We start from the raw sequence: 26445 nt of genomic DNA on the forward strand, positions 1-26445 counted from the left end.
GTGAGGAGAAGGTATGGGAACTTGGATTGACGCGGGCTACGAGCAATTGTCGCAAGGAACGTTCGGCAACGGCGGGCAAAACCTGTACGTATCGCGAGGCGGCGTCCTGCAGCGGGTGTATCGCTTCGATTTCGACGGCGACGGTTACGCCGACGTGTTGTTCGCGACCAGTCAGGATATGGACGAAGCGCCGCCCGCTTATGTATACCGCAGTCCGCTCGACAGCTCCGAACGGACCGAACTGCCGACGCTGGGCGCGTATTACGGCGCGCTTGGCGACTTGAACGGCGACGGCTATGCCGATTTCGTCGTGGCGAACCAGAACAACGGCACGCATTCCGACGTTGTCGCTTATGTGTACTACGGTTCGCCGGAGGGCCTGAGCGAGCGGTACAAAATCGAATTGCCGGCGCCGAACTGCCGGTCGGTGGCTATTGGCGATTTCAATGGCGACGGGCGTCCGGACATCGCCTTCGGCAGCGAAAGCAAGCTGAAAATCTTTTATCAAACGGAGCGCGGGTTCGTTCCTGCGCAATCGGTTACGCTCGACATCGAAATTACACATATGGCGGCAGGCGACATCGACGGCGACGGCTGCGCCGACCTGTATATCCGCGGCGACGGCGCGCCACGCGTGCTTTGGGGCGGCAAGACCGGCCTCGATTCGCAGCGGTTTACCGTTGTCGGCGGCGATGACACGGCGGCGGTTGCGCTGCCCAGCTCAACGCCCGGGTATACGACGTTTGTCGAAGGCTGGACGCCGAAGATCGTTCGGCTCGGCGGAAGAGCGCATTTGTTCCGCGACGAGAATAACGCCGTGTATTTGTACCCGGCGAACTCCGATCGCACGCTCGGGGTGCCGCTGATCGTCGATTGTCCGCATGCGATCGCCGCAGCGGCCGGGGATTTGAACGCGGACGGCCGCGAAGAGCTCGTCATCGCCGTATGCGGCAAGCGGCACGAACGATCGGTCGACAATGCGGGCGAGGAAGAGGAGCTTTCGTGGGTGTATTGGCCTACCGCAACCGGCTTCGATAACGGCTGTCGGACCGGCCTGCCGACTGTAAGCGCAAGGGATGTGCTGCTGGCGGACCTTGACGGCAGCGGCACCCTGGACATCGTGATTTGCCAGGGCCGCACCGACATCCTGAATTCGACCGAATCGCTTGTGTACCGCTGCGCCCCCGACGGGATCGGCGTCGACAATCCCGTACGGCTGGCGACGCACGACGCGACGGTGGCGCTCGCCGGAAGAACGTCCGACGATCCGCGTCCGCAGCTGATCTTCGTCAACCGTATTACCGGCAGGGTCAGGGGAGACATTCCCGCCCTCGCCTATCTTGGCGGGCCGGACGGCTTTGCGCCGGAGCGCAGAATCGAATTTCCGGGGCAAGGCGCAGTCGATGCGATCTGCTGCGATTTCAACGACGACGGCTTTCACGATATGCTGCTCGTCAACTGCTCGGAGAACGCGTTCCATCTCGACCCTGGCTCGTTCCTGTACTGGGGCGCTCCTGACGGATTCGATCCGGCCAACCGGCAGGTGATTCCAACGATGCGCGCGCACGGCTGCGCGGTAGGCGATTTTCGCCGAAGCGGCTATCTGGACGTTGTGTTCGCCGGCATTACCAATCCGGAGCTGCTTGTGTTCAGGGGAGGCCCGAACGGGCTCGATCTGGACCATCCGCAGCGCATCATGATGGACCCGAACCTGAGGGAGCTTGCGCATGGCATCGCGCCGGACGGCAGCTCCGAGGGGGGAGAATACCGCGAACCGCGCTGGCTGCTGGCGGCCGACTTCAACAATGACGGCTGGCTTGACTTGTACGTGTCGCAAACGTACGGAACGTTTACGTTCATTTTGTGGGGCGGCCCGGACGGGTTCAGCATGGAGCGGTCGACCTGGCTGGCGGCCGAAGGCGGCATTTGCGCCCAGGCGGCCGATCTCGACAACGACGGCTGGCTGGAGCTCATTATCGGCGGGCATTGTTCGCCGAGCAAACGCTGGACGTACGACTCGAACGTCACGATTTATTGGGGCGGTCCGCAAGGCTACCGGGAAGATCGCAAAACCGTGCTTCCCGGCCATACATCGAACTCGCTTACAGTAGCCGATTTTAATCGCGACGGCATCCTCGATATTTTTACGACCTCGTATCATTCGGGCCGTGACCGCGATCTGGATGCTTATATATACTGGGGCCAGCCGGGCGGGGTTTATTCGTATCGGCATCATACGCGGCTGTTTACGCATTCGTCGTCGGGTTGTCTGGCCATGGATTTCAATGAGGACGGCTGGATCGATCTGGCTGTCGCCAATCACAAAACGTACGGCAATCACCAGGGGCTGTCGGAAATTTGGTGGAACGGGCCGGAAGGTTTTGCGGAGAGCAGGACAACGAAGCTGCCGACCTCGGGACCGCACGGCATTATGTCGGTAGACGCCGGCAACATCATGGACCGCGGACCGGAGGAGTATTACGTGTCCGCCGCCTTCGAGCTGCCCGAAGGAGCAGCGGTGGAGCGCATCGGCTGGGAGGCGGAGGTGCCGGTCAAGACGTGGGTCAAGGCGCAGCTTCGTTCCGCCGCCTCCCGCGAGCAGTTGGCAGCGGCCGATTGGTGCGGGCCCAACGGGCAGGAGGGTTGGTTCGGGAACGGCCAGTCAGCAGCGCGGCTGCCGCTTGCCGGGCGATGGATCCAATACCGGCTGGCGCTTGGCGCGGTCAACGGCGGCAACAGCCCGCGGGTAACCGAAATTCGTGTTGATTATGCACAGTCCTAGCCGTGATGGAACGGGAAGCGGGAGCGAAAAAGGAAGGGAGCAACGTATCATGACATTGCGCGGGGCGGCCGATCATTGGCAGCTGTTTATCGACGATGGGATCATTGCGCGGTCTACCGGCCTCACCCGGGTGGTGCATCATCCGAAGCAGCGGGGCGTCGTCATCGCGGCCGACCGGCCGTGGGAAACCGCCGGCGTCGCCCCTGGCTTCGTTCGCCGGCGCGATGACGGCACATTCGAAGCGATCTACCACGCTTACTGGTGGGATATCGAACGCAGCGCAACAATCGAAAATGCCGGGTATCGCCGGGATCGCGCCCATCACATGTTCCATGGCATCGGGTACGCGACCAGCAGCGACGGCATTCATTGGGAGAAACCGGCGCTTCACCTGACGGAGGCGCCGTCGGGAACCGACATGCACAAGCATGCGCCGTTCCCGACGCCATCCGGCGTCTCGACGGACAACAATCTGGGCGTGCCGTTCGTTGTGTTGGCCGATCTCGGCGCTTACGGCAACGTCGCCGACCCGGCCAGGCGATTTGCGCTCCGTTCGGTGACGTTGCGCAAGGGCAGCGACGACCTGGGGTCGTCGCACAACAGCGCAGCCCGCAACTATTTCGCCGGCGAGTTGCCCGATTTCCGCAACGACGACTCCTGGCAGGAGCGGTTGACGGATATCGGCAGCGAACTGGATCCGCGGCATCACGCGCTGCACTTCTGGGACGACATCCATGACGAATGGGTGGCCATGTCGCAGGGCGTAATCGGGCACTGGATCCCTTCCCGGGACATTGCCCGCTTCGCCTCCGCCGATTTGAACAACTGGACGTCGGATACGGTGCTGTATCCGGATTGCGCCGATTCACATTCGCCGGAGCGGTACGACGAGCCGATGGGGCTGACGCCGTTTTGTGCGGAGGGGGTTGTCTTCGGTTTGCTGAGTTGGTTCCATTCGGATCGTACGCATCCGGAAGGCGGGCCGATCTTCGAAACGTCGCCCGAGCATCCGAACCGGTGGCCGTGGTGCCGCAAGGGCACCAACGAAATGCGCATCGCGATCAGCCGCGACGGCGGCAAAACATGGGACAGAACGTCGAGCCGGGAAGCATGGGTGCCGCACGGCACTGAGGAAGACAGCTACGACCGGCTGGTGATCGGCATGACGCCGCCGGTCCGGGTCCGGGACGAGGACTGGTTTTATGCGGATGTGGTCGACGGGGACCACCTGGTCATCCGCAACAATCCGGCGCAAACACCTTATTATTCGGACCGGTGGTCAACGCATAACATTGCGCTGTACACCCAGAAGCATAACCGCTACGTCAGCCTGAAGGCCGGGATCCAGCGCGAGGTGCTGATTACGAAACCGATCGAGGTGACCGGCGATTGCCTGGAGCTTAATGTCGACGCATCGCGCGGAGCCATTCGCGTGGCGATCGGGCCGGCCGAGCCGGTGATGACGTTCGGCGGCACAACGCCTTCGACGGCCCCGCATTTGCTTGCGCCGACGCGGCCGAACCACGGCAACCACTTGCCTCATGCCGGTTATGCGGATCATTTTTTGCCGGGGTTTGCGTTTGCGGATTGCGAGCCGGTGCACACGAACAGCATCGCGCATCCGGTTCGCTTCCAGGGGGAACTGTCCGCGCTGAGAGGCAAGCGGGTTCGGTTGCTGGTGGAAATGGAAGATGCGAATTTGTACGGCTTTCGCTTCTGCAGCCCGGAACGGTGATTCGCCAAGCTGGTTTTGGCCAGACCAGGCAAACTTCATTATAAGGGCTTGTTCAAAAAGTCGGCTTTCTGAACGACCTTTACAAGGAGAAATCGAGATGAGCGCGATGGAAGTGTTGGACTCCGGCATCCTGTACCGCAACCCGGTGCCGCATGTATACAGCAAACATGCTTATTGGCCGTCCGTCGTGCAATATCCGGACGGGGAGATGGTGGCGGCGTTTACGATCGGGCAGGCGTTCGAAGCGCCCGATCTGCATTCGTGCATTGCCCGTTCGTTCGATCGCGGAACCAACTGGTCGATGGAAGGGCGCATGTACCCCGGCACGGGGCCCAGGAAAACGTCCGATTGCTGCCGAATCGCCTTGCTGGACGGCGAATTGGTCGCCTTCATGATCCGGCACGACCGTTCGCGGGAAGACTTCGGTTTGGCCAATCCAGACAACCTCGGCTTCGTGGAGACGGAGCTGCTGCTGCTCCGCTCGGCGAACCGCGGGCGTACATGGAGCGCGCCCGAACCAATCAAGCCGCCGCTTGTCGGCCCCAGCTTCGAGATGAACGCTCCGATCGTGTCGGTGCAGGATGGCCGCTGGCTGCTCGCCACTTCCACGTGGAGAGGCTGGGATGGCGAATGCCCGAACGGGATGAAGATGGTTGCTTTCGTTTCCGCGGACCGCGGGCGAACGTGGCCCGCCTATTCCGATGTGATGGACGGTGGGAGGGAGCGGGTGATTTATTGGGAATCGAAGCTGCTCGAGTTGATAGACCGGCGGCTGCTTGCCGTGGCATGGACCTACAACGAAGCGGAGGGCTGCGACTTGCCCGAGCATTATGCGATTAGCGCCGACGGCGGCCGAACGTTTACGAATCCGCGCTCGACCGGTTTGATCGGACAGACGCCGGCAATTGCGTTAACGGATGCCGGCGGCGTTCTGACCGTATACAGGCGAACGGACAGGCATGGGCTGTGGGCCAACCTGTCCCGCCTGGACGGCGACGAGTGGGTGAACGAAACGGAGCTGCCGCTTTGGGGAGCACGCGAATTGACGGCATTCGCCCCCCGGGACAACATGGTGGACAATTTCCACGAGCTCCGGTTCGGAGCGCCGTCGATATGCCGGATGAACGACGGGTGTTACTTCGTATCGTTCTGGGCGGTCGAAGACGGCGTCAGCGTCATTCGCTGGATTCGGCTGCGGATTGCCTGAGGAGGGAGAGAACATGATGGAGAAACCATACGAACAGTGGGGAGGCATCATCCCCGCCCTGATTACCCCGTATACGAGCACAGGCTCGATCAACGAGCCGGTTACCCGCCAGTTGGTGGAGCATCTGATTGCGAAGGGGGTGGCAGGATTATATTTGTGCGGCAGCACGGGCGAAGGCTTCCTGCAGACGATCGGGGAGCGCAAGCAGCTGCTGGAGATCGTGCTGAATGTTGTCGACCGGCGGATTCCGGTCATCACTCATGTCGGCGCGATGGACACCGCCACGAGCGTCGAATTGACCGAACATGCGGCTCGTGTCGGCGCGTCGGCCGTATCGTCGGTGGCGCCGTTCTATTACAAGCACCGGCAGGAGGAGATCAAGCAGCATTACCTGGATATTGTGAACGCTGCGGACATTCCGCTCATCATTTACCACTTTCCTGCTAATACAGGGATCCACTCCAACGCGGCGTTCTTCCGGGAACTGTCGCAAGTGGACGGCATCATCGGCGTCAAGTTCACCTCGACCGATATGTTTGAGCTGCAGCAGACGATCGACAGCTGCGGGGAACAGTTCCTCGTGTTCAACGGCCCGGACGAGATATGCCTTTCCGGACTTGTGATCGGCTGCTGCGGGGCGATCGGCAGCACCTACAACATCATGCCGGGCCTGTTCGTCGAGCTGTACCGGCAGTTCAAGCAAGGAAACATCCGGCGGGCCAGACAAATGCAGTTCGAGGTGAACCGCGGCATCGTCGAACTGTTGAAATACGATTTTATCGCCTTCGAGCGGGAAATTCTTCGACTGCAAGGCTTTGACGTCGGCAAGCCGCGCAAGCCGATCCAGCAGCTGTCCGCCCGGCAGCGGGCAGAAATCCGCAAGCTGACACTGCGGTATCCGTGCCTGATGGACGCGTGCGCGACGGCGAGCCCGGATGCGGCTGTGGCTGCACGGCAGTGAGTGCCGATCGGGGCTCCGGCGGTGCTGCAGCGCATGAAACATGCGCAATATGCGCCGCGCGGGGCTCCGGCGGGTGCTGCAGCGCATGAAACATGCGCTATATGCGCCGCATGGGGCTCCGGCGGGCGCTGCAGCGCTTGAAACATGCGCTATATGCTCCGCGTGGGGCTCCGGCGGGTGCTGCAGCGCATGAAACATGCGCAATATGCGTCGCGCGGGGCTCCGGCGGGCGTTGCAGCGCATGCTTCATGCGCTATATTGCGGGGCTCACTCCGACGTTGTATGCTGTTCGCTGCATATTCATGAAATGTTGTACCGTGAAACAATAGCAAGTCGATCGACGGCTCTTTACCAGAACCAGTAGCAGAACCAGTAACAAAAATCAGCAGCAGAACCAGTAGTAGAACCAGTAACAAAAATCAGCAGCAGAACCAGTAGTAGAACCAGTAACAAAAATCAGCAGCAGAACAAGTAGCAGAACCAGTAGCAGAACAAGTAGCAGAACCAGCAGCAGAACCAGTAGTAGAACCAGTAACAGAACCAATAACAGAACCAATAACAGAACCAATAACAGAACCAATAACAGAACCAATAACAGAACCAATAACAGAACCAATAACAGAACCAATAACAGAACCAATAACAGAACCAATAACAGAACCAGCAGCTGAACCAGTAACAGAACCAATAACCGAACCGGTAACAGAACCAGTAGCAGAACCAGTAGCAGAACCAGTAGTAGAACCAGTGACAGAACCAGCATACGAGCCCGGACCTTTAAGCGTATAAATGCACTTAAATTAAAGTAGCTCCCTTATGTTATCAGGTTAAGCGACGGCAGCTGTCCCGGATCTACTGTAAGGCTGAAATCAGCCTTATTTCGTCCGCCACTAGTCAAACGGCCGCTGTAAGGCTGAAATCAGCCTTATTTCGTCCGCCACTAGTCAAACGGCCGCTGTAAGGCTGAAATCAGCCTTATTTCGTCCGCAACTCGCCGAACGGCCACTGTAAGGCTGAAATCAGCCTTATTTCGTCCGCCACTAGTCAAACGGCCGCTGTAAGGCTGAAATCAGCCTTATTTCGTCCGCAACTCGCCGAACGGCCACTGTAAGGCTGAAATCAGCCTTATTTCGTCCGCCACTAGTCAAACGGCCGCTGTAAGGCTGAAATCAGCCTTATTTCGTCCGTCACTCGCCGAACGGCCGCTGTAAGGCTGAAATCAGCCTTATTTCGCTGGCATTCCAAGCAATGCTAACTTACTTTGCCTTAAACTGATAACGATGCTCCTCCCCAAAATTCTCACGCTCGCAGCAAATAGGATTTGGGTTGAACAATAGGATACTTATTTATCATATAGGGAAATATTACTATAACCATCCTCCCCTCCGGCTGCAACGCGCCTGATCTGTGCTGCGCATACTCCATTAGGCGTCCTCGACCTGCACGATTGGAGCGCGATGCGGATGTAAACGCGCAACGCAGCTGAACAGGCAATCATGGCAACGAAGCGACGCTCCTTGCCGCAGCGGCGCTGTGCCGGCTCCACAAGGGACGTTCGACTATTTTTCGAAACGCTTCCTTTTTACCAGGCTGTACAACAGCAAATCCCATGCCTTATAATGATTTTGTGAAATGTGTAAACGATAACACACGCAACGCAACGGGTGTTTCCGCTTGCGCAGGAGCTTGCGGAGGGAGTGCGCTGCCGGCCGCAGCGGGCTGAAGGAGGGGCAGCGGTGCCAAAACTGACCATACGCGACGTGGCGCAAGCCGCCGGCGTGTCGACCGCGACGATTTCGCGCGTGCTGAACGGCTCCGGCTATGTCAGTGCCGAGGTTCGCGAGCATGTGCAGTCGACGATCCGCGCGCTGGGCTATCGGCCAAACGCGATCGCCCGCAGCCTGAAGCAGGAAAAGTCGCGCAGCATCGGCCTGATCGTGCCGGATATGACGAACCCGTACTTCATGACCGTGGCGCGGGCGGTGCAGCGGCGCATCGAGCGGGAAGGGGCGGGCTACCACCTGCTCATCATGGATTCGGCGGAAGATCGGGAGAAGGAGCGCGAGGCGCTGCACTTTTTGCTGGAGAAGCGGGTCGAGGCGATCGTGCTGGCGGGAACCGGCGGCAACCGGGAGCTCGTGCAGGCAGCCAGCGATGGCGGCACCCATGTCGTGCTGGCGGACCGGACGATCGACGGTCTGTCGCTCGATGTTGTCGCCGAAGACAACGTCGACGTGTCGCGCGAAGCGATCGTTTATTTGGCCGGCCGCGGCCATCGGCGCATTGCCGTCATCAACGGCAGGCAGACGATCAGCACCGCGCGCGAGCGTTATGCCGGGGTATGCGCCGGATTTGCGCAAGCCGGTCTCCAGGCGGAGCCGGAACTGATCATCGAAGGCGATTACACGCGGCAAGGCGGCATAGCGGCGATCCGCGCCTTGATGACGCGGCCCGGGCGGCCGACGGCGGTATACTGCGCCAACAACGAAATGACGTTCGGCGTCTATCTCGGCTTGCAGGAACTTGGTTTTCCGCTTGACGAGCTCGACATCGTGTCGTTCGGCGACCTGGAGTTTTCTTCGCTGTTCCACCAGCGCCTGACCGTCATCCGGCAAAATCCGGAGCGGCTCGGCGAAGAAGTCGGCGAACTGGTGATGCGGCGTCGGGGAGAAGGGAGCGGCGAGGCGGCCGCAGGCAGGGAGAAGCGCGTGCTTTATCCGAAGCTGGAGTGTCGTTGACAGGCGGCTCTTGAACTACCGGCCGAGCAAGGCATGGCTTATATGTAAACGATAACACACAGGAAAATGAGGAGTGAAGTCCGATGGATGTCCGGCAAACGGTCCGGCAATCGCTGGCGCTGGAAGCAGCCGCGCTGCAGCGGCTCGCCGAGCAAGCGGGCGAACAATATGAACAAGCGGTCGAGCTGATTCGCCGGGCGACCGGCAAGGTTGTCGTCGTCGGCATCGGCAAGTCGGGCCATGTCGGCCGCAAAATCGCCGCTTCCCTGTCGAGCACGGGAACGCCGGCGTTTTTCGTGCATGCGGCGGAGTCGGTGCACGGCGACAGCGGCATGATCGAAGCGCGCGACGTCGTCATCCTGCTGTCGAACAGCGGAGAAACGGCCGAAGTGCTGAACGCCCTCGCCATCGTCAAGCGCATCGGCGCGCCGCGCATCGCGATCACGAAGAACGCGCAATCGACGCTGGCCCTCGGCTCCGATGTCGCCTTGACTTACGGCTACGAGAAGGAAGCCGATCATCTCGGTCTTGCGCCGACGACAAGCGCGCTGCTGCAGCTGGCGATCGGCGACGCGCTGGCGGTGGCGTTGTGCGAGTTGAAGCAATTTACGAACGCGGACTTTCATTTGTATCATCCCGGCGGCAGCCTTGGCAAACAACTAGCGGCTGACGTATCGACCAAGGAGGAGCAGGGCGCATGAGCATCGTTGTGATCGGCAGTTTTATGATGGATTTGGTCGTCCGTACGAAACGGGCGCCGGGCGCGGGGGAAACGATTATCGGCAACAGCTTCGGCCGGTTTCCCGGAGGCAAGGGGGCGAATCAGGCTGCCGCCGCCGCGCGCCTCGGCGGACGGGTGGCGATGATCGGCAAGCTGGGCAAGGACCCGTTCGGCGACGATTTTCGCGACGTGCTGCGGCAAGAGGGCATTGATGACACTCATGTGCGCACCGACGAGCGGCATGCGACCGGCATCGGTTCGATCGTGGTCGAGGAAAGCGGCGAGAACCGGATCATCGTCGTTCCCGGCGCGAATCTTCATTATACCGTGGAAGAGCTGGCGGAAGTCGAAGCGGTGGTGCAGAACGCCCAAGTCGTCGTCATGCAGCTCGAAATGGACATCGCCACTATCGAAAGCGCCGCCCAAATGGCGAAGCGCCACGGCGTGCCGCTGATCCTCAATCCGGCGCCGGCGCAGCCGCTAAGCGACGAGCTGCTGGCGGCCACGACCATTTTGACCCCGAACGAAACGGAACTGGAATTGCTGACGGGCGTCAAAGTCGCAACGATCGAAGACGCGGAGAACGCCGCCAAACAGCTGCTGGCCAAAGGCGTCGGCCAAGTCGTCGTGACGCTTGCGGCCAAAGGCGCGCTGATCGTCGGCGCCGACGGCAGCCGCCACGTTCCCGGCTTCCGGGTGACCCCGGTCGATACGGTGGCGGCGGGCGACTCGTTTAACGGCGCGCTGGCGGTGCAGCTGACCGAAGGCAAATCGCTGGCGGAAGCCGCTCGTTTCGCCAATGCCGTCGGCGCCCTGACCGTGACGCGGCAAGGGGCGATTCCTTCGCTGCCGCATCGCAACGAAGTGGAATCATTTATGAAAGGGGAACAATAACCAATGCTCAAAACCGCTTGTCTTCATCCCGAACTGCTGCGCGCGCTTGCCGCTTGCGGCCACGGCGACAAAGTGCTGATCGCCGACGGCAACTACCCGCTCGATTCCGGCTCGAACGTTATGGCGCAGCGCGTGTACTTGAACCTGACGCACGGCATCCCGCTTGTTACCGACGTATTGAAAGTGCTCGACCAGACCATCCCGATTGAAAAAGCGGAAGTCATGCTGCCCGACTCCGGCGACGAGCCGGCGATTTTCGCCGAGTTTCGCTCGCTGCTCGGCGGCAGCCTGCAGCTGGACGGCATCGGCCGGTTCGCCTTTTATGACGCTTGCCGCGAAGCCAACGTCAAAATCGCCATCGCCACCGGCGAACAGCGCATTTACGCCAACCTGCTGCTGACCGTGGGCGTGGTGCCGCTGAAATAACTTGCCCGGCCCGAAGCCGATCGTGTTGTCGCCGACAACCGGTCGGCTTTTTGTTGCCTTTTTCGGAAGACGCCGCCGCCCATGCAGGAGTTTGTCATCATTTGTCGAATGATTACCCGCTGTCACCCGGAATCGCAATTCCGGGATCCATATCATCTACCACGGGAGGCCCTATGGCAATCGAGCAACGATCACGATTGGCTACGAAGAAGAATGCCTTATTGCTTGCTGTTTTTATGCTGCTCCTGTTCGCGCTGTTCATCCCGTCCGGGACAAGCCGCGCGGAAGCGCCGGCCAGAATAACGCTTGACGCAAGCGCACGCACGCTCGATATGAGCAGCGCCGCCGGACGCGTCTTCCAACTGACGGCCAACGTGCAATCCGGCCTCACGAATCCGGCGGTGACCTGGAGTTCGTCCAACCCGGCAGTCGCCGTTGTTGCGTCCAACGGCGAAGTTGTCGCCATGGGACCCGGCTCCGCCGTCATTACGGCAACGCTGACCGACGGAGGAGATACCGCGAGTTGCGCCGTCACCGTGCAAGCGGCGACCGTCCCCGGCCTTTCCTTTATGGTCAAAGGCGCAACCGCCGGGAACGGGCTTTACAGTACTGCGGTCAGCTACCGGCAAGCCGGCTACGGCAACGGATACATGTATACGGGGGTGTCGCCGGCGCCGCAGGCGGTATGGACGACTACCTCATACGGGGTGCTGGTGACGTTCCCGAACGTCGACTGGGGGTTGTCGGAGGCGTACACCTTCGGTTTTGCCTCGTCGAAATTTGCTTATGCCCGGAATGTCGCGCAGAGCGACGTTGGCGGCACGATCGTCATCAAAGGAGACGAATCGGTTCCGCTGCAAGTCCAAGTGGACGATTCGCTGCGAACCGGCACCTTCGCTTTCAGCAATACCGTCGTCACGTTCCAGGACGGGACCGGCACGCCGATCCTTACGCTGCCGGTAGCAACGGGCGCGCTGATGGAGCCGGGGCAGGCGTTCGGCCTGCAAGTCAATGCGACGGACAGCGGGCACGCTTACGTGCTGTTCCGCAATGGCGCCGTTCTGCCCGCAGGCGGCGGGACAATCGTTTTCCCGGCCAGCGATATCGCGGAGTACGATTTCCGCTTGAGCGCGCCCGACTACCCGGCAATGACGCTCACTTCGTTCGCGGCGATCTATTCAAACGGCTTCAACACGTTTTATCATTTGAGCGTGCCGGGCGGGTCGGGGCTGACGAAGCTGTATCTCAGCAAGCTTGCTTATTACGGAATTACCGCCTACTACACCATCCCGGGGCAAAATGTGTACGGCTACAGCGTCGACAACACCCTGTACGGGAACGTGACCCAAAATCGCGAGCTGCATTTGGATACGAACCTGGCCGCGCATTTTACATCGTCGTCGCCTTACTATTTTCCGGGGAGCTGGCTTGCGTACAACGACCTGCGCATCCTCGACAGTTACGGCAACGCCATCGATGTCAGACACCAGAATTTCTCCGACGTGAGCGGGACTGTTATTTTCACGAATGCCGAGACGTCAGTAGAGAGGCAAGTGCAGCGTATTGCCGGCGCGAGTGTCGCCGTTCCGAATACGGAAGGCGTCTACGCGATTTCGTTCGATGTATCGGACAGCATCTTGCCGATTCAGCCGCTGGCCGGCTTTATCAAAGTCGGAGCAACCGCTTCTTCCAACATGACCGCCATCACGCTGCAGGCTGCGCCGGGAAGCGGGCTGAGCGGCGATCTGCCGAACGGCGTAACCGTACTTGCGCAGAAAGTGGACGGGGAAGAGACGCATACGGCCGTTGCATATGGCGGCACGGCAATATTCGAAGCGCTGCCTGCCGGCGAATGGACGTTTTCGACGACCGGCTCCATCTTCGGCGGGTACGCTCCTGCAGTCATTCCGACTTCCCGGCTTGCGCTGACCGTGGCCGGCGACAGTACGTTTCTGCAGGGAACACTTGCCGTGGCGCCGCGCAAATATGACGGGACAATCGGGCGATTCTCGATTGTCGACGCGTTATGGCTTGCCCGCCATCAGGCAGCCTTCGGTTGGGATTTGAACCAGGACGGCCTCGCCGACCGCGAAGATATTCGATATGCGCTCGAGGAAATTGAGCCATACGAGTTCGTTCCCGTCGTGCCGTCCACGGAACTGCAATAAACGATATTGCCCGGGAAATGCGACGTTCTTCGACAGCAAAAGGCACATGCCGGTCAGCATGTGCCTTTCCTGTTTCGAGCGCTGGCTACGCCATGTCGGCTACCAGCACGCCTTCGCGCACCGTCACCGGATAAGCGTCGAGCGAGGCGCCCTTGACCGTCGTGCAACTGCCCGTGCAGGCGTCGAACTCCCAGTAATGCAGCGGACAGACGAGCGCGCCGCCGCCGAAATTCATCACATACCCGCCTGCATGCGGACACAAGCGCGACAGCAGTTTGTAGTCTCCGCTTTCGTCACGAACGAGAAAATACGGGTCATTGCCCACGTTTACTTCCGCCGGCAAATTGCCGAATGCCGCTTCTTCCCCCAACACTACTTCCTTCACGCGACGTTCCCCCTAAGTGTGATTCCATCGTGGAGTAAATGGCCATTTACTAACGATTGTACCACATAAACGTCAAGAGGAGGTATGAACGATTCCCGGCCGATTGTCGTAGGTCCAACTATTCATTTTTGCGCCTCTGTCGCATTTTGTTACAAAAGGTACAAAATATCGTGACAAAATGTGCGATAATAGGAGGGAGGTACATCAGACAGCGAAGGTTGGAGCAAGCATGATTGATATTCATTGCCATATATTGCCTGGTCTGGATGATGGAGCGAGCGACATGGACCAGGCAATCCATATGGCAACATTGGCCGTTGAAGAAGGAATTTCAACGATTGTCGCCACACCGCATCACGCCAATGGCAAATTTTCGAATGAGCGGGACGAAATTTTGTTTGCCGTAGATAACTTCGCTCAAGCTTTGTTTTCCCGAGGCATTCCGCTGCAGGTGCTTGCCGGACAGGAAGTGCGTCTGTACGACGAGCTGATTCGCGATTTGTCGGAGGGGATCGTCATCCCGCTCGGCGGTTCGCCTTACTTGCTGCTTGAATTCCCATCCTCCCGCATTCCCGACTCCGCTGCCGAAACGATTCATGAACTGGAATTGCTGGGGATTACGCCGATTATCGCCCATCCGGAACGCAACCGGGAAATCGCCAAAGACCCGGACAAATTGCTGGCGTTAATTGCCCGTGGCGCATTATGCCAGGTGACGGCGCAGTCGGTGAACGGCGGCATGGGCAAAAAAATACGAGACGTCACCCTGCAGCTGTGCCGCCGCAATCTGGTTCATTTCATCGCCTCGGACGCGCACGATCCGATATTTCGCCCTTTCGGATTGCGGCAGGCATACGCGGCGATTGACAGTCGGCTGGGCAAGTCCTATGCGGACTATTATCGCTTTAATGCCGAAGCCGTCTTAACGGGGCATCCGATCGATGCCCATCTGGCCATGAAACCGAAGAAGCACCCTATTTTATTCTGGAGGTGACAAGAAGCGACCGATTTCCGACAGGCTCAATCCCGTATTAAGCAAAAATTCCTACATAATATGACAAAATAATTGATTCTTTGCTTCCAGTCATGGTAAAATTTTAACAGGTCTACGAAGGAGGAACTATGAGAAAATCATACATAAAGCCGATCATGGCGACGGCTCTGTCAGCAGGACTGCTGGTTTCGTCGGTATTTGGAGTAGGTACTTCGTCCTTTGTCGGGACTGCTCATGCAACGGGAATTATCAGTAACATTGAAGCGATTTATGCCAAAATTGCAGACTCGGACAAGCAAGTGGTGAGAGACGCGCGGGATAAAGCGATGGTCCTTGCGAACAATTCTAGCAATTACAGTCTAATTACCAGTCTGCTGAGCGCGGTGAATGGAAGCAGTCCGATTTCCGGACTGGACGAAGAAGGATTGCTGAGGCTGATTACCACCATTGCCGTCCCCTATTCACACTTTGTGCCGGGCGGGGCGACGCTTCATGATTTAGTACAGGGCCAACTGGCGACCATCAACCTGTTGAACGGCGCTGTCGATTCGAACGAGCGGATCGACGCGGCGGATGTCGAGGCGTACGCCACTGCTCTCGAGAGCGCGTTGAGAAACCAGATTACGATTACCAATATGTTTGCGATCATGGATTCGGGCGATATAAGCGCAACGGCAAAAACGATCTTCAAGAACGCCTTTGATGCGGTTTCGACCACCACGGATGTAGGTAAATTTTTCACCGCATTAGGTGTCCGCTCGGGAATCCCGATCACTTCCAATCTTCTTGCCGATACGCTTCAAGGGATCGTTGCGGCAGCAGACACCAACTATGAAGCGCTGAAAGTGATCCTGTTCGCAGAGATGAATGTCGCCGGCGATATTTCAATCGCCTTCGCGCCTGGGACGGAGTCTTCGGACGGTCGGACCAAACAGTACAAATTGAAAATTTTTGGTCTTTCTATTCCGTATAAATATGTAAGCTGGTATTCTAGCAATTCCGCGATCACGGTTACCCCGGTCGGGGATGACAACGAGCCGAATGTCTATGTGACACTGGCATCCGGGCATTCAACGGAAACAACGACATTAACTGCCAAGATCAAACTGAGCGGAAGCACGTGGAACAACCGCGAATTGTCCCATCAAGATGGTGTGCAATTGTCGGTAATTAATCCAAATACCAGTCCCGATCCCAGCCCTATCACGCCGGGCACGCCGACGCCGTCCGCAACACCGGCACCTTCGGCAACACCAGCGCCTTCGGCAACGCCAGGTCCTTCGGCAACACCGGCGCCTACATCGGCAGCCGAGAAGCTGGACGACCTGCTGAAGAACGGAGCGGGCGACGCATCCGAGCTTGCTGCAGCAACGGGAGCCGCTATTAAGGCGGCAGGTACAACCGATGTATCCGGCAGCGTGAAGGTGGATGGCAACAAGGCGACGCTTTCGCTCGATACCAATTCGCTGCTGGACAAGATGAGCAGCTTGAAGCAAACGGCAGATACGCTGAATGCCAAATCCCAGGAAGCCAATCCCGACACGCCTCCGGCTCCTGTCGTGCTGACGCTTGACTTGGGCAACGTGGACGCAGCCGAAGCCGAAATTTCGCTTCCCGACGATTTCATCGAAGCGGCCAAAGCAAGCGGCGTCGATTCCGTCGCCGTTACAGTAAACGGGGTATCCGTCACGATCAGTCTCAGCGATTACCAGCCGGGGACAACCGTCAAGATGGAGAAGAAGGACAATGACGAAACCGTTCTGACGGCTGTCAGCAGTCCGCCCGTTGCTCCTGTAGTCGGATTCAATATGGTTATGCCTGGCGGAACGGTTCCTATTAGCTTCGATCCAATTCCGTTCGATATGCCGGTTACCTTCACCCTGGCCGGAGAGAACGGTGCCGGCGCCTCGATCGCAGCCGGCAAAGGCGCCGTACAAGCACTGGCGGCCGATACGAAGGTCGATCCCGAGCTGCTGTCGCTGGTGCGAGTGAACGACAACGGAACGGTCGATTATTTGGGAGGCGTCTACAACCCGTCCACCCAGACGTTCAGAACGCCGATTTCGGCAGGCGGCACGTTTACGGTCGTCGAGCACAAAGTCAGCTTCGGCGACATCGCCGACGTGAAGCAATGGGCCGGCCGGCAGATCGAAGTCGCCGCTGCCAAGGGGATTGTCGAAGGGCGCGCCGAAGGCGCCTTCGTCCCGAACGATAAAGTGACCCGCGCCGAATTTACGAAAATGATCGTCAAAACATTCGGACTCGAAAGCGCAACGGCCAAAGAAAACTTTGCCGACGTGAACGATACGGACTGGTTTAAACCGTACGTCGCTTCCGCAGTGAAGGCAGGCCTGATCAACGGCCGCGACGAAAGCACCTTTGCGCCGAACGATACGATTACCCGCGCAGAGATGGCAACAATCGCATCGCGCGCACTGATTTTCGCATCCAAGGCCGTCAAGGTTTCCGCGCCGGATGCAGCCTTGAAAGGATTCGGCGATGCGGCGTCGATCAATCCAAGCTTGAAGGACGGGGTAGCGCTCGCTGCCAAATCCGGTATCGTCATCGGCGATCCGAGCGGCAATTTCAATCCGAATGCCGACTCCACCCGCGCGCAAGCGGCGGTTGTCATCTATCGACTGCTGAACAAATAACCAACACGAAACCATTCCTCCTCTCATGCAGATGGGAGGAGGAATTTTTCACCAGGCGTTTGCCGGCAGGCTTGAGATGAATGGAGGGCATTATGGAACTGGAGTTAAAAGATTATTTTCGCATCATCCGCAAACGCTGGATACTGCTCATTGGCATCGTTTTGCTTGCCGGAGCAGCCTCCGGCATTTACAGTTATATGTTCATTGAAAAGATATACCAGGCTTCGACCAAACTGATCGTCAACAAGTCGGACGCCAAAGTGATGTCGAACGATCAATTGAACTTGAACGATATCAATTTGAACATTCGGTTGATCGATACCTACAAGGAAATTATCAAAACGCCGGCCATCATGGACATCGTGGCGAGTCAGTTCCCGCAGTTCAACTTGACGGCCGAACAGCTGATCGACAAGGTTCGCGTGAGCTCGGTCAACAACACGCAGGTGATGACCGTTATCGTGCAGGACAAGTCTTACGAACGCGCGGCCGATATCGTCAATGCCATCTCGACCGTGTTCCAGGCGGAAATTTCCAAAATCTATAAAGTCGACAACGTCTCCATCCTCAACCAGGCCAAAATGCTGGAGCATCCGTCGCCGGTCAAACCGAATCCGAAGCTGAACATTGCCATTGCGATGATCGTTGCGCTTATGATTGCAATCGGCATCGTTTTTTTGCTTGAGTACCTGGACGATTCGATCAAAACCGACGCCGACGTGGAGAAATATTTGGGCGTTCCTACATTGGCCATGATTACGAGAGTCAGTCACGATGAACTTGTGGCCAAACAAGAGCAGCAGTCATCGAAGAGACAGGTAGGTGAAACGACGAATGCAACGATCCGATAGAAGGCTGATCATCTCCGAAATCAATCCGAAGTCTCCGATCTCGGAGGCTTATCGTACGCTGCGAACGAACATCCAGTTTTCGGCGATCGACGAGGATTTGCGGGTTATTGTCATTACATCGGCGGGACCTGGGGAAGGGAAGTCGACAACGGCCTCCAACCTGGCTGTCGTCAGCGCACAGGCGGAGAAGAAGGTGCTGCTGATCGACGCCGATCTGCGCAAGCCGACCGCGCATCGAACGTTCCTGCTTACCAACCGGATCGGGTTGACGAACTATTTGACCGGGCAAGCGGGAGTGGATGAGGTGGTACGCAGTTCATTCGTCCCGAATCTCGACGTACTGACGGCGGGAAGCAGTCCGCCCAACCCGTCCGAAATGTTGGGTTCCCGAAAAATGCTGTCGCTCGTCGAGCACCTCAAACAATTTTACGACATGATTATTATCGATACGCCGCCGGCGCTGGTTGTGACCGACGCGCAGATCGTCTCCACCTATTCGGACGGTGTCGTGCTCGTTATCGATTCCGGCAAAGTGAAACGCGAAGCGGCAATGAAGGTAAAATCCAATCTGGAGCATGTCAAAGCGAGATTGCTTGGCGTGGTGCTCAACAATATCGACCGCAAGACGAGCGAAAATTATTACTACTACTATTACTACGGAAACCAGGCAGACCAGAAGTAGCGATTGCCGACAACTTTGATTCGTTGCGTACCCCTTCGACTATCGTTGTCAACTTTCGACCTTTGTGGCGGCCGGCGTATTGGTGCCGTTATGGGCATTCGCAGTTAGTAGACACAATAATGTCCACTAGCCAGAGAGATGATCAGGCGGTAGGATATACCCAATGTCATTAAGCAGGTTAAGCAAGGATGACGGGTCGAAGCATACTGGGGGAACGCTATGAATTACCGGATTCGCATGTACTCTTTGCTAATGTTGGATATTGCCATGGTCTGGGTCAGTATCGTTTCCTCTTATTGGTTTCGATTCGGAAGTGAAATTCCGACGGAATATGTGCAACAGATGGTTATTTTCGGCGGCGTCTCGACCGTTGTCGGAGCGGCCTGCCTGATCTTGTTCAAGCTGTACAACCGGATCTGGCAATATGCCAGCATCGGCGAATTGATTTCCGTACTCAAGGTGGTCGTCACCTTCTCAATCGTGACCTACTTCCTGACCTACCTGATCAGCGGGCAACGCATCCCGCTATCCATCGTCATTCGCAACTTCGAAACGTTGGTTCTTCTGATCGGCGGTACACGATTTGCTTGGCGAGTCCTGCGCGACAAATACTTGAACCGCAAGACCAACCAACTGAAGGCGTTGATTATAGGTGCGGGGGATTGCGGCACCTTGATCCTGAAGGAGCTCAAGTTCAACTCCGCTTCCCGGACGATGCCAGTCGCATTTATCGACGACGACATCAAGAAGCATCGGATGCAGGTACATGGGATTACCGTAGTGGGCGGTCGCCATCGAATCATCGAAATCGTCGAGCTGTTCGAAATCGACGAGATCATTATCGCGATTCCTTCCGCATCGAGGAAAGACATTTCCGACATCATCGACATTTGCAAGAAGACCAAAGCAACCTTGAAGATCATCCCGAGAATCAATGATATTATCCAGGGCAAAGTTTCGATCAATCACATACGCAATGTGGAAGTGGAGGACTTGCTCGGACGCGATCCGGTGAAAACGGATTTGGCGCTGATTGCCAGTTACATAACCGAAAAACGCATCCTCGTTACCGGTGCCGGCGGATCGATCGGATCCGAGCTCTGCAGACAGATTGCCCGTTTCCAACCGGAGAAACTGTTGCTGCTGGGGCATGGCGAGAACAGCATTTACGACATCGAGATGGAGATGCGGCGCACTTACCCGACCTTGAACATTCAAAGCATCATCGCCGATATTCGCGACAGGCCGCGAATCGAAGAGATCTTTCATACATACCAACCGCAAGTCGTCTTTCACGCCGCGGCGCACAAGCATGTTCCTTTAATGGAGAGCAACCCGGCGGAAGCTATTAAGAATAACGTATTCGGCACCAAAAATGTTGCAGAGTGCGCCGATCAATACGGAGCCGAACGTTTCGTGCTGATCTCGACCGATAAAGCCGTCAACCCGACAAGCATCATGGGGGCGACCAAACGCATTGCCGAGATGCTGATCCAGTGTCTCGATCGCACGAGCAAGACCAAGTTCGTCGCCGTACGCTTCGGCAATGTCCTGGGCAGCCGCGGCAGCGTCATCCCGCGCTTCAAGGAACAGATTGCTCATGGCGGTCCGGTTACCGTGACACATCCCGACATGATTCGCTATTTTATGACCATTCCCGAGGCCGTGCAGCTCGTCATCCAGGCCGGTTCCCTGGCCCAGGGCGGCGAGATCTTCATCCTCGACATGGGCAAGCCGGTCCGGATACTCGACCTGGCCCAGGACTTGATCCGCCTCTCAGGCTTCGAGCCAGGCGTGGACATCAAGATCGAATTCACCGGCATGCGGCCGGGCGAGAAGCTGTACGAAGAGCTGCTGCTCAGTGAAGAGGGCGCGACAGCGACCACGATGGAACGGATCTTCGTCGGGAAGCCGATGAATATCAACCGCAGCGAGCTGGAGTTTGAGATCAAACGGCTCGAGCGCGTGCTCGATGCGGAGCAGCAAGTGATACAAGAGGCTGTGAAAATGATTGTGCCTAGTTATCGGGATGCTTCTTAACGCAGTATTGAACTTAGCAACTGGAAAAGGGGTAAGGATAGGTGGCAATTCAAACCGACACCATGACTCATAAGAAGATCTACCTTGCTTCTCCCCATATGAGTGAAGAAGGATATGAACAGCAGTACATACATGAAGCATTTGAATCGAATTGGATTGCTCCGATCGGTGGCAATATAGATGGTTTCGAAAGAGAGCTTGCATCTCTTGTTGGTATTAAGTCTGCCGCAGCGCTCTCTTCTGGTACGGCTGCAATTCACATGGCATTAATGGCTGCGGGAGTAGGAGAGGGAGATATTGTTTTTTGCCCTACACTTACATTTGCAGCGACTGCTAACCCGATCATTTATTTGAATGCTATCCCTGTGTTTATCGATAGTGATGAAGATACATGGAACATGAGTCCGGAGTTACTCGAAGAGGCATTTAAAAAATATACTCCCAAAGCCGTCATCGTGGTTCATCTTTACGGGTTAACTGCGGATATGGAGAAAATAGTAAAAATTTGTGCGATGCGCGGTGTACCGTTGATTGAAGATGCCGCTGAAAGCCTGGGAAGTTTGTATAGAGGGAAACACACAGGCACCCTTGGCGATTATGGCATCTTTTCATTTAATGGAAACAAAATTATAACCACCTCAGGCGGTGGGATGCTTATAAGCAACAATGAAGAACGGATTGCAAAAGTAAAGTTTTGGGCAACCCAAGCGAGAGATCCGGCTAGGCACTATCAACATAGCGAATTAGGTTTCAATTATAGAATGAGTAATATTGTCGCGGGAATAGGCAGAGGCCAATTGAATGTGTTGAATCGCAGGATCCAGCAAAAACGAAAAATATTTGAGTTCTATAAAGATAGACTAGAAGGGCTGAAAGGATTATCATTTATGCCCGTAAATGAGTGGAACGAGCCGAATTATTGGTTGAGCTGCATTACTTTGTGGGGCAAAATCAGGCCGATTGATGTAATGGAAGCATTGGATGCGGAGAATATAGAAAGCAGGCCAGTCTGGAAGCCGATGCATATGCAACCGTTATTTGAAAAGTATGATTTTGTTGGCGACGGTAGGTCGGAACGAATCTTTGAGTTTGGAGTTTGCTTGCCGAGTGATACGAAGATGACAGTTAGCGATCTCGAAAGAATAGTAAGAATAATTAGATTAATTGCAAAATAGAAAAATTTTTCTAAATCCCAATTAAAACATGAAAAAGGAATGGGGATTGGTAATGCAAAATACTAAGGCAATGATGGATTATGAAAAAAATGAAAGATGGTACGAAAGAAAAATGAAAAGACTGTTTGACCTGATAATAGCTTGTTTATTGCTTTTTATTTTAAGTCCAATTTTGATATGCCTTTGTATTTTAATAAAAATAAAACTTGGGAATCCTGTTATATTCAAACAAAATCGACCGGGTCTACACGAAAAAGTATTTACAATGTATAAATTCAGGACAATGACTAATGACAGAGATGAATATGGGGAATTTCTTCCTGATAATTTAAGGTTAACTAAATTCGGGAAATTTCTGAGATCAACAAGTCTTGATGAGTTACCTGAACTTTGGAATGTAATTCGTGGAGAGATGTCGTTGGTGGGTCCGAGACCGCAATTGTTAAGAGATGTAGTGTTTATGACTTCTGAACATAGGAAACGACATAGTGTTCTGCCTGGGCTGACAGGCTGGGCTCAAGTAAATGGACGTAATAATCTTAGCTGGGAGGATAAACTTGATTTAGATTTAATATATCTTAATCACATAAGTTTTTTGTATGATTTCAAAATAATAGCAAGGACATTTGTAAAAGTATTGAGCCGAGAAAATATTAATTCTGAAGGCATGGTTACATCAGAAGATTTTGGAGACTATCTGTTACGAGAAAAAAAAATTAGTTGGGATGAATATCGTATTGCTATTGAAAGTTGTAAATAACAAAGCTTTCTCATCGTCATACAAATCCTTAAGTAATGTGCTTAACTGGAATATTTCAGTGGAATATATTAAGGTAGAGGGTCTAAAGTCGATCTTTGTGATGATTTTCTTGTCAAGGTCAAGCAAGTACTTTCGCTGAAATCATCCAACCCTATCTATTGTACTCATTTTCAACACATAGTACGTAGAAAATGAACAACATCACTTTATCAGTCCCCCAAGCTGGTAGACATCCTCCGTCTGGAACTAATCTTGTTAAAATTGATTTGTTCTGAGACAGTAGAGTGATTAGCTGCAAAATATTATATCCTTTAGCATTAGGAGTTATTATGAATCGGTATAGTGTGCTAATGTCGGTCTACATAAAAGAACAACCGCAGTATTTAAAACAAAGCATAGATAGCATGTTGAATCAGACAGTTTTTCCGGATGAGATTGTAATTGTTAAAGATGGGCCACTGACTGAACAGTTAGATTCCGTCTTGGATGGATATGCAAGTGCATATCCGTCGTTATTTAAAATAATTACCAATGAACAGCAACTCGGGTTAGGTATGTCATTAAGCACAGGACTAAATCATTGTAAAAATGAATTAGTAGCACGAATGGATACAGATGATATTTCTTTGCCTGAAAGATGTGAGAAGCAATTAAAAGAATTTCAAAAAAACAAGGAAATAAGCTTAATCGGCGGGACTATTTCAGAATTTATTGATATAGAAACTAACATCATTGGCAGAAGAATTGTCCCGACAAGAGATAATGAGATTAAAGCATACTTAAAAAAGAGATGTCCATTTAATCATGTTTCAGTAATGTTCAAAAAGAATGAAGTTATTAAAGCAGGGAGTTATTGTGATTGGTACTGCAACGAAGATTATTATCTATGGATCAGAATGTACGAGTATGGAAGCAAATTTGCAAATCTCGCTGAAACGCTAGTGTATGTGCGTGTAGGGCCAGATATGTATAAGCGCCGTGGTGGAAAAAGATACTACAAAAGTGAAAAAGAACTTCAAAAATATATGTATAAAAAGAAAATAATAAGCTACAAACAATATTTGTGGAATAGTTGGATACGATTTATTTTTCAAGTGCTAGTACCAAATAGCATTCGTGGATATCTATTTAAAAAACTTGCTAGAAGTTGAATAGACTATCAACTGGTTGGGGGATCAATGAAGTGAAAACTCAAAAAGTATCCATAAGAGATATACAGTTAAAATTACTGGATATTATAGATTATATTGATGAATTGTGCAAAAAAAACAAGATTCAATATTTTTTAATTGGCGGTTCCGCGTTAGGTGCTGTTAGACACAAAGGGTTCATTCCGTGGGATGACGATTTTGATATTGCAATGACTAATGAGAACTACCTGAAGTTTTTAAAAGTGTGCGAAGAACAACTGGATAAAGATAGGTATTTTTTTCAAAGAGAAGCTAGTGAGAAATGGCCCTTATACTTCACTAAAATTAGAATGAATGGTACAGTGTTTAGAGAACCAGATGCCATGTGTGAATCGCACATGGGGATTTTTATTGATGTATTCAGCCTTGAAAATATTGCGGATGGTATTGTGGCTTCGACATGGCAGTATATATGTAGCAAAATAGTAATTGCGCGAACTCTTGCCCAGCGGGGCTATATGACTGCAACTTTCGGTAAAAGGGTAGTCATGTCAATAATAAAGCGCATATCCAATAGGGCTTTGGAAAAGGTTTTAATCAACCAGGTCAGAAGATATAATAAGGAAGAGACAAAAAGATTAGGGATTCTATTTGGAAATGTTAGATTCAAAAATGCCTTTATTCCAAGAGAATTTTTTGGAACACCAGAGTATATTGAATTTGAGGGAAGATTTCTTCCAGTACCAGGCATGACACATGAATTTTTAAGGAAAAACTTTGGGGATTATATGAAATTGCCTCCGAAGGAAAAACAGTTCGGTCATTTGCCTGAAGAAGTAATATTGTAATTGTACTGGCGATAAAGTAAGTAGGCGGGTGTAAAAATGGTTGCATTTACTTGGTTAGTGTTTATCCTAAATCCATTGATTGGCTCGATATTCTCTTCTATCGGATTGTTTAGCGACAGAAAAAGGAATATCCACTACTCAGCGATGATGGCATTGTTGTGCTCGTCCTTTGCGTATTGGTTCATTCCAAAGCATGAGATGGATTTAACTAGGTATTTTGCACAACTTAAGTCTTATAGTACACTATCTTGGGATAGCTTTTATGAAATTATATTAAGTAAACAACTACTAGTTATACAAGAATTGCTGTTTTATTTCATTGCCCAATCGCAAAACTATCACTTGCTACCCGCTATATCGATTTTTATTTCGTATTTCATTCTATTTTATATAATTACAGACTACTCTAATAAGAACAATGTTCGATCAAGGGAAATGTTTGGGACATTGATTTTTATATTATGTGTCTTGCCTTTTCCAATTCTAGTCAGCAATGTGCGTAATATTATGGCCTTTTCAATTTTCATTTTTGGCGCTTACAGAGAATTTGAACAAGGGAAAAGAAATGTATTGACATATATCCTTTATATGATACCAGTGTTTATCCATATTGCGACTGTAAGCTTACTGCTATTAAGAATTATCGTTTCCATTTATGATTTTAATAAAAAAAGGAGTATTGTTATTTCATTGGGAATTGCAAGCGTGGCTTTTTTCATTACACAGTTTTCAGAAATTGTTGAGAAATCAGGGTTACCTAATCGTGTTATTCAGGCCTTTTTTATAAAAGCTGATAATTACGCTACTAATAATGATAGCGCTTATGCAATTTATCTACAAAGTAATTTATTTATGAACCTACAGAAATATTATTTTGTATCAATTGTGTTGTTTTTTTTAATGTTGCTATTCATAATTAGACGGCAGTCTTCGATTTTAGCTTTAAATGAAAAACACAAAAAAATGCTATCTTTTTATAGCTTAGTTTGTTTAACAGTTGTAGGAACGGCTCCGATTGTAATTACTGTATATCTTCGATTTACTTTTCCGGCAATCATGCTTTCATTTTTAGTCTTATTGCGATATCATCAGTGGATTAAGAGTAAGATATCCAAACAAATAATTTCATTTGGAATATTGTCAGGCGCAATTGGCGGATTGATTCAGCAAATAATATTTTTAGATAAAGTAACAAATATTTCTCAAATGTTCTCTTCTGTGACGGTTAGAAGTCTTATAAATATGTATATACCAATTACCTAGAAATGCCCAATAATCTTATAATGGATCTGTT

At 53.4% G+C, this 26445-nt stretch carries 20 protein-coding genes; 19 read left to right on the forward strand and 1 reads right to left on the reverse strand.

Going from position 1 to position 26445, the window contains the following annotated elements:
* Positions 1-13 precede the first annotated feature (13 nt).
* The 9 genes from EXY20_RS19475 (at position 14) to EXY20_RS19520 (ending at position 13632) form a co-directional block, all read left to right on the forward strand.
* Positions 14-2782, forward strand: a complete 2769-nt coding sequence (locus EXY20_RS19475; protein ID WP_135553772.1) for an FG-GAP repeat domain-containing protein — start codon at positions 14-16, stop codon at positions 2780-2782.
* A gap of 49 nt (positions 2783-2831) precedes the next feature.
* Entirely contained in the window at positions 2832-4517 is a 1686-nt protein-coding gene (locus tag EXY20_RS19480) for a hypothetical protein (protein ID WP_135553773.1), read from the forward strand.
* Positions 4518-4614: 97 nt separating this feature from the next.
* Positions 4615-5724 carry a sialidase family protein gene (locus EXY20_RS19485; RefSeq protein ID WP_167859372.1) on the forward strand — a complete coding sequence of 370 codons (1110 nt, stop codon included), beginning with the start codon at positions 4615-4617 and terminating at the stop codon, positions 5722-5724.
* Between the two features lie 13 nt (positions 5725-5737).
* Complete coding sequence (locus tag EXY20_RS19490) at positions 5738-6685, forward strand: dihydrodipicolinate synthase family protein (RefSeq protein ID WP_135553775.1); 948 nt, start codon at positions 5738-5740, stop codon at positions 6683-6685.
* Positions 6686-8421: 1736 nt separating this feature from the next.
* The gene (locus EXY20_RS19500; RefSeq protein ID WP_135553776.1) at positions 8422-9423 is read left to right on the forward strand and encodes a LacI family DNA-binding transcriptional regulator; all 1002 of its coding nucleotides are present in this window, start codon (positions 8422-8424) and stop codon (positions 9421-9423) included.
* 83 nt (positions 9424-9506) lie between these two features.
* Positions 9507-10124, forward strand: a complete 618-nt coding sequence (locus tag EXY20_RS19505) for a KpsF/GutQ family sugar-phosphate isomerase (protein WP_135553777.1) — start codon at positions 9507-9509, stop codon at positions 10122-10124.
* The gene (rbsK, locus tag EXY20_RS19510; protein ID WP_135553778.1) at positions 10121-11038 is read left to right on the forward strand and encodes a ribokinase; all 918 of its coding nucleotides are present in this window, start codon (positions 10121-10123) and stop codon (positions 11036-11038) included. Before EXY20_RS19505 ends, rbsK begins: the two co-directional genes overlap by 4 nt.
* Before the next feature lie 3 nt (positions 11039-11041).
* On the forward strand, positions 11042-11464 hold the full coding sequence (locus EXY20_RS19515) for an RbsD/FucU family protein (protein WP_135553779.1): 423 nt from the start codon (positions 11042-11044) through the stop codon (positions 11462-11464).
* A gap of 173 nt (positions 11465-11637) precedes the next feature.
* Positions 11638-13632 (forward strand): Ig-like domain-containing protein, encoded by a 1995-nt coding sequence (locus EXY20_RS19520; protein WP_135553780.1) that lies wholly within the window; start codon positions 11638-11640, stop codon positions 13630-13632.
* 85 nt (positions 13633-13717) lie between these two features.
* Here the strand turns inward: EXY20_RS19520 and EXY20_RS19525 are convergent, their stop codons facing one another.
* Positions 13718-14017, reverse strand: a complete 300-nt coding sequence (locus EXY20_RS19525; RefSeq protein ID WP_135553781.1) for a Rieske (2Fe-2S) protein — start codon at positions 14015-14017, stop codon at positions 13718-13720.
* 229 nt (positions 14018-14246) lie between these two features.
* Here EXY20_RS19525 and EXY20_RS19530 point away from each other — a divergent pair, with 229 nt between their 5' ends.
* The 10 genes from EXY20_RS19530 (at position 14247) to EXY20_RS19575 (ending at position 26414) form a co-directional block, all read left to right on the forward strand.
* Positions 14247-15011 (forward strand): tyrosine-protein phosphatase, encoded by a 765-nt coding sequence (locus EXY20_RS19530; RefSeq protein ID WP_268966420.1) that lies wholly within the window; start codon positions 14247-14249, stop codon positions 15009-15011.
* Between the two features lie 128 nt (positions 15012-15139).
* A complete protein-coding gene (locus EXY20_RS19535; RefSeq protein WP_135553783.1) occupies positions 15140-17665 on the forward strand; it encodes an S-layer homology domain-containing protein in 2526 nt (841 codons plus the stop codon).
* Positions 17666-17757: 92 nt separating this feature from the next.
* Positions 17758-18516, forward strand: a complete 759-nt coding sequence (locus EXY20_RS19540; RefSeq protein ID WP_135553784.1) for a YveK family protein — start codon at positions 17758-17760, stop codon at positions 18514-18516.
* On the forward strand, positions 18500-19198 hold the full coding sequence (locus tag EXY20_RS19545) for a CpsD/CapB family tyrosine-protein kinase (RefSeq protein ID WP_135553785.1): 699 nt from the start codon (positions 18500-18502) through the stop codon (positions 19196-19198). Before EXY20_RS19540 ends, EXY20_RS19545 begins: the two co-directional genes overlap by 17 nt.
* 219 nt (positions 19199-19417) lie before the next feature.
* Positions 19418-21238 (forward strand): polysaccharide biosynthesis protein, encoded by a 1821-nt coding sequence (locus EXY20_RS19550; protein WP_135553786.1) that lies wholly within the window; start codon positions 19418-19420, stop codon positions 21236-21238.
* 62 nt (positions 21239-21300) lie between these two features.
* Positions 21301-22413 (forward strand): DegT/DnrJ/EryC1/StrS family aminotransferase, encoded by a 1113-nt coding sequence (locus EXY20_RS19555; protein ID WP_135553922.1) that lies wholly within the window; start codon positions 21301-21303, stop codon positions 22411-22413.
* A 52-nt stretch (positions 22414-22465) separates the two neighbouring features.
* The gene (locus EXY20_RS19560) at positions 22466-23173 is read left to right on the forward strand and encodes a sugar transferase (protein ID WP_328592560.1); all 708 of its coding nucleotides are present in this window, start codon (positions 22466-22468) and stop codon (positions 23171-23173) included.
* 329 nt (positions 23174-23502) lie between these two features.
* The gene (locus EXY20_RS19565) at positions 23503-24324 is read left to right on the forward strand and encodes a glycosyltransferase (RefSeq protein WP_135553787.1); all 822 of its coding nucleotides are present in this window, start codon (positions 23503-23505) and stop codon (positions 24322-24324) included.
* Positions 24325-24356: 32 nt separating this feature from the next.
* Positions 24357-25151 carry a LicD family protein gene (locus EXY20_RS19570; protein WP_167859373.1) on the forward strand — a complete coding sequence of 265 codons (795 nt, stop codon included), beginning with the start codon at positions 24357-24359 and terminating at the stop codon, positions 25149-25151.
* 36 nt (positions 25152-25187) lie between these two features.
* Complete coding sequence (locus EXY20_RS19575) at positions 25188-26414, forward strand: hypothetical protein (protein ID WP_135553789.1); 1227 nt, start codon at positions 25188-25190, stop codon at positions 26412-26414.
* Positions 26415-26445 lie beyond the last annotated feature (31 nt).

It is taken from the genome of Paenibacillus cymbidii (genome assembly GCF_004764705.1).
Classification (GTDB): Bacteria; Bacillota; Bacilli; order Paenibacillales; family NBRC-103111; genus Paenibacillus_AN; species Paenibacillus_AN cymbidii.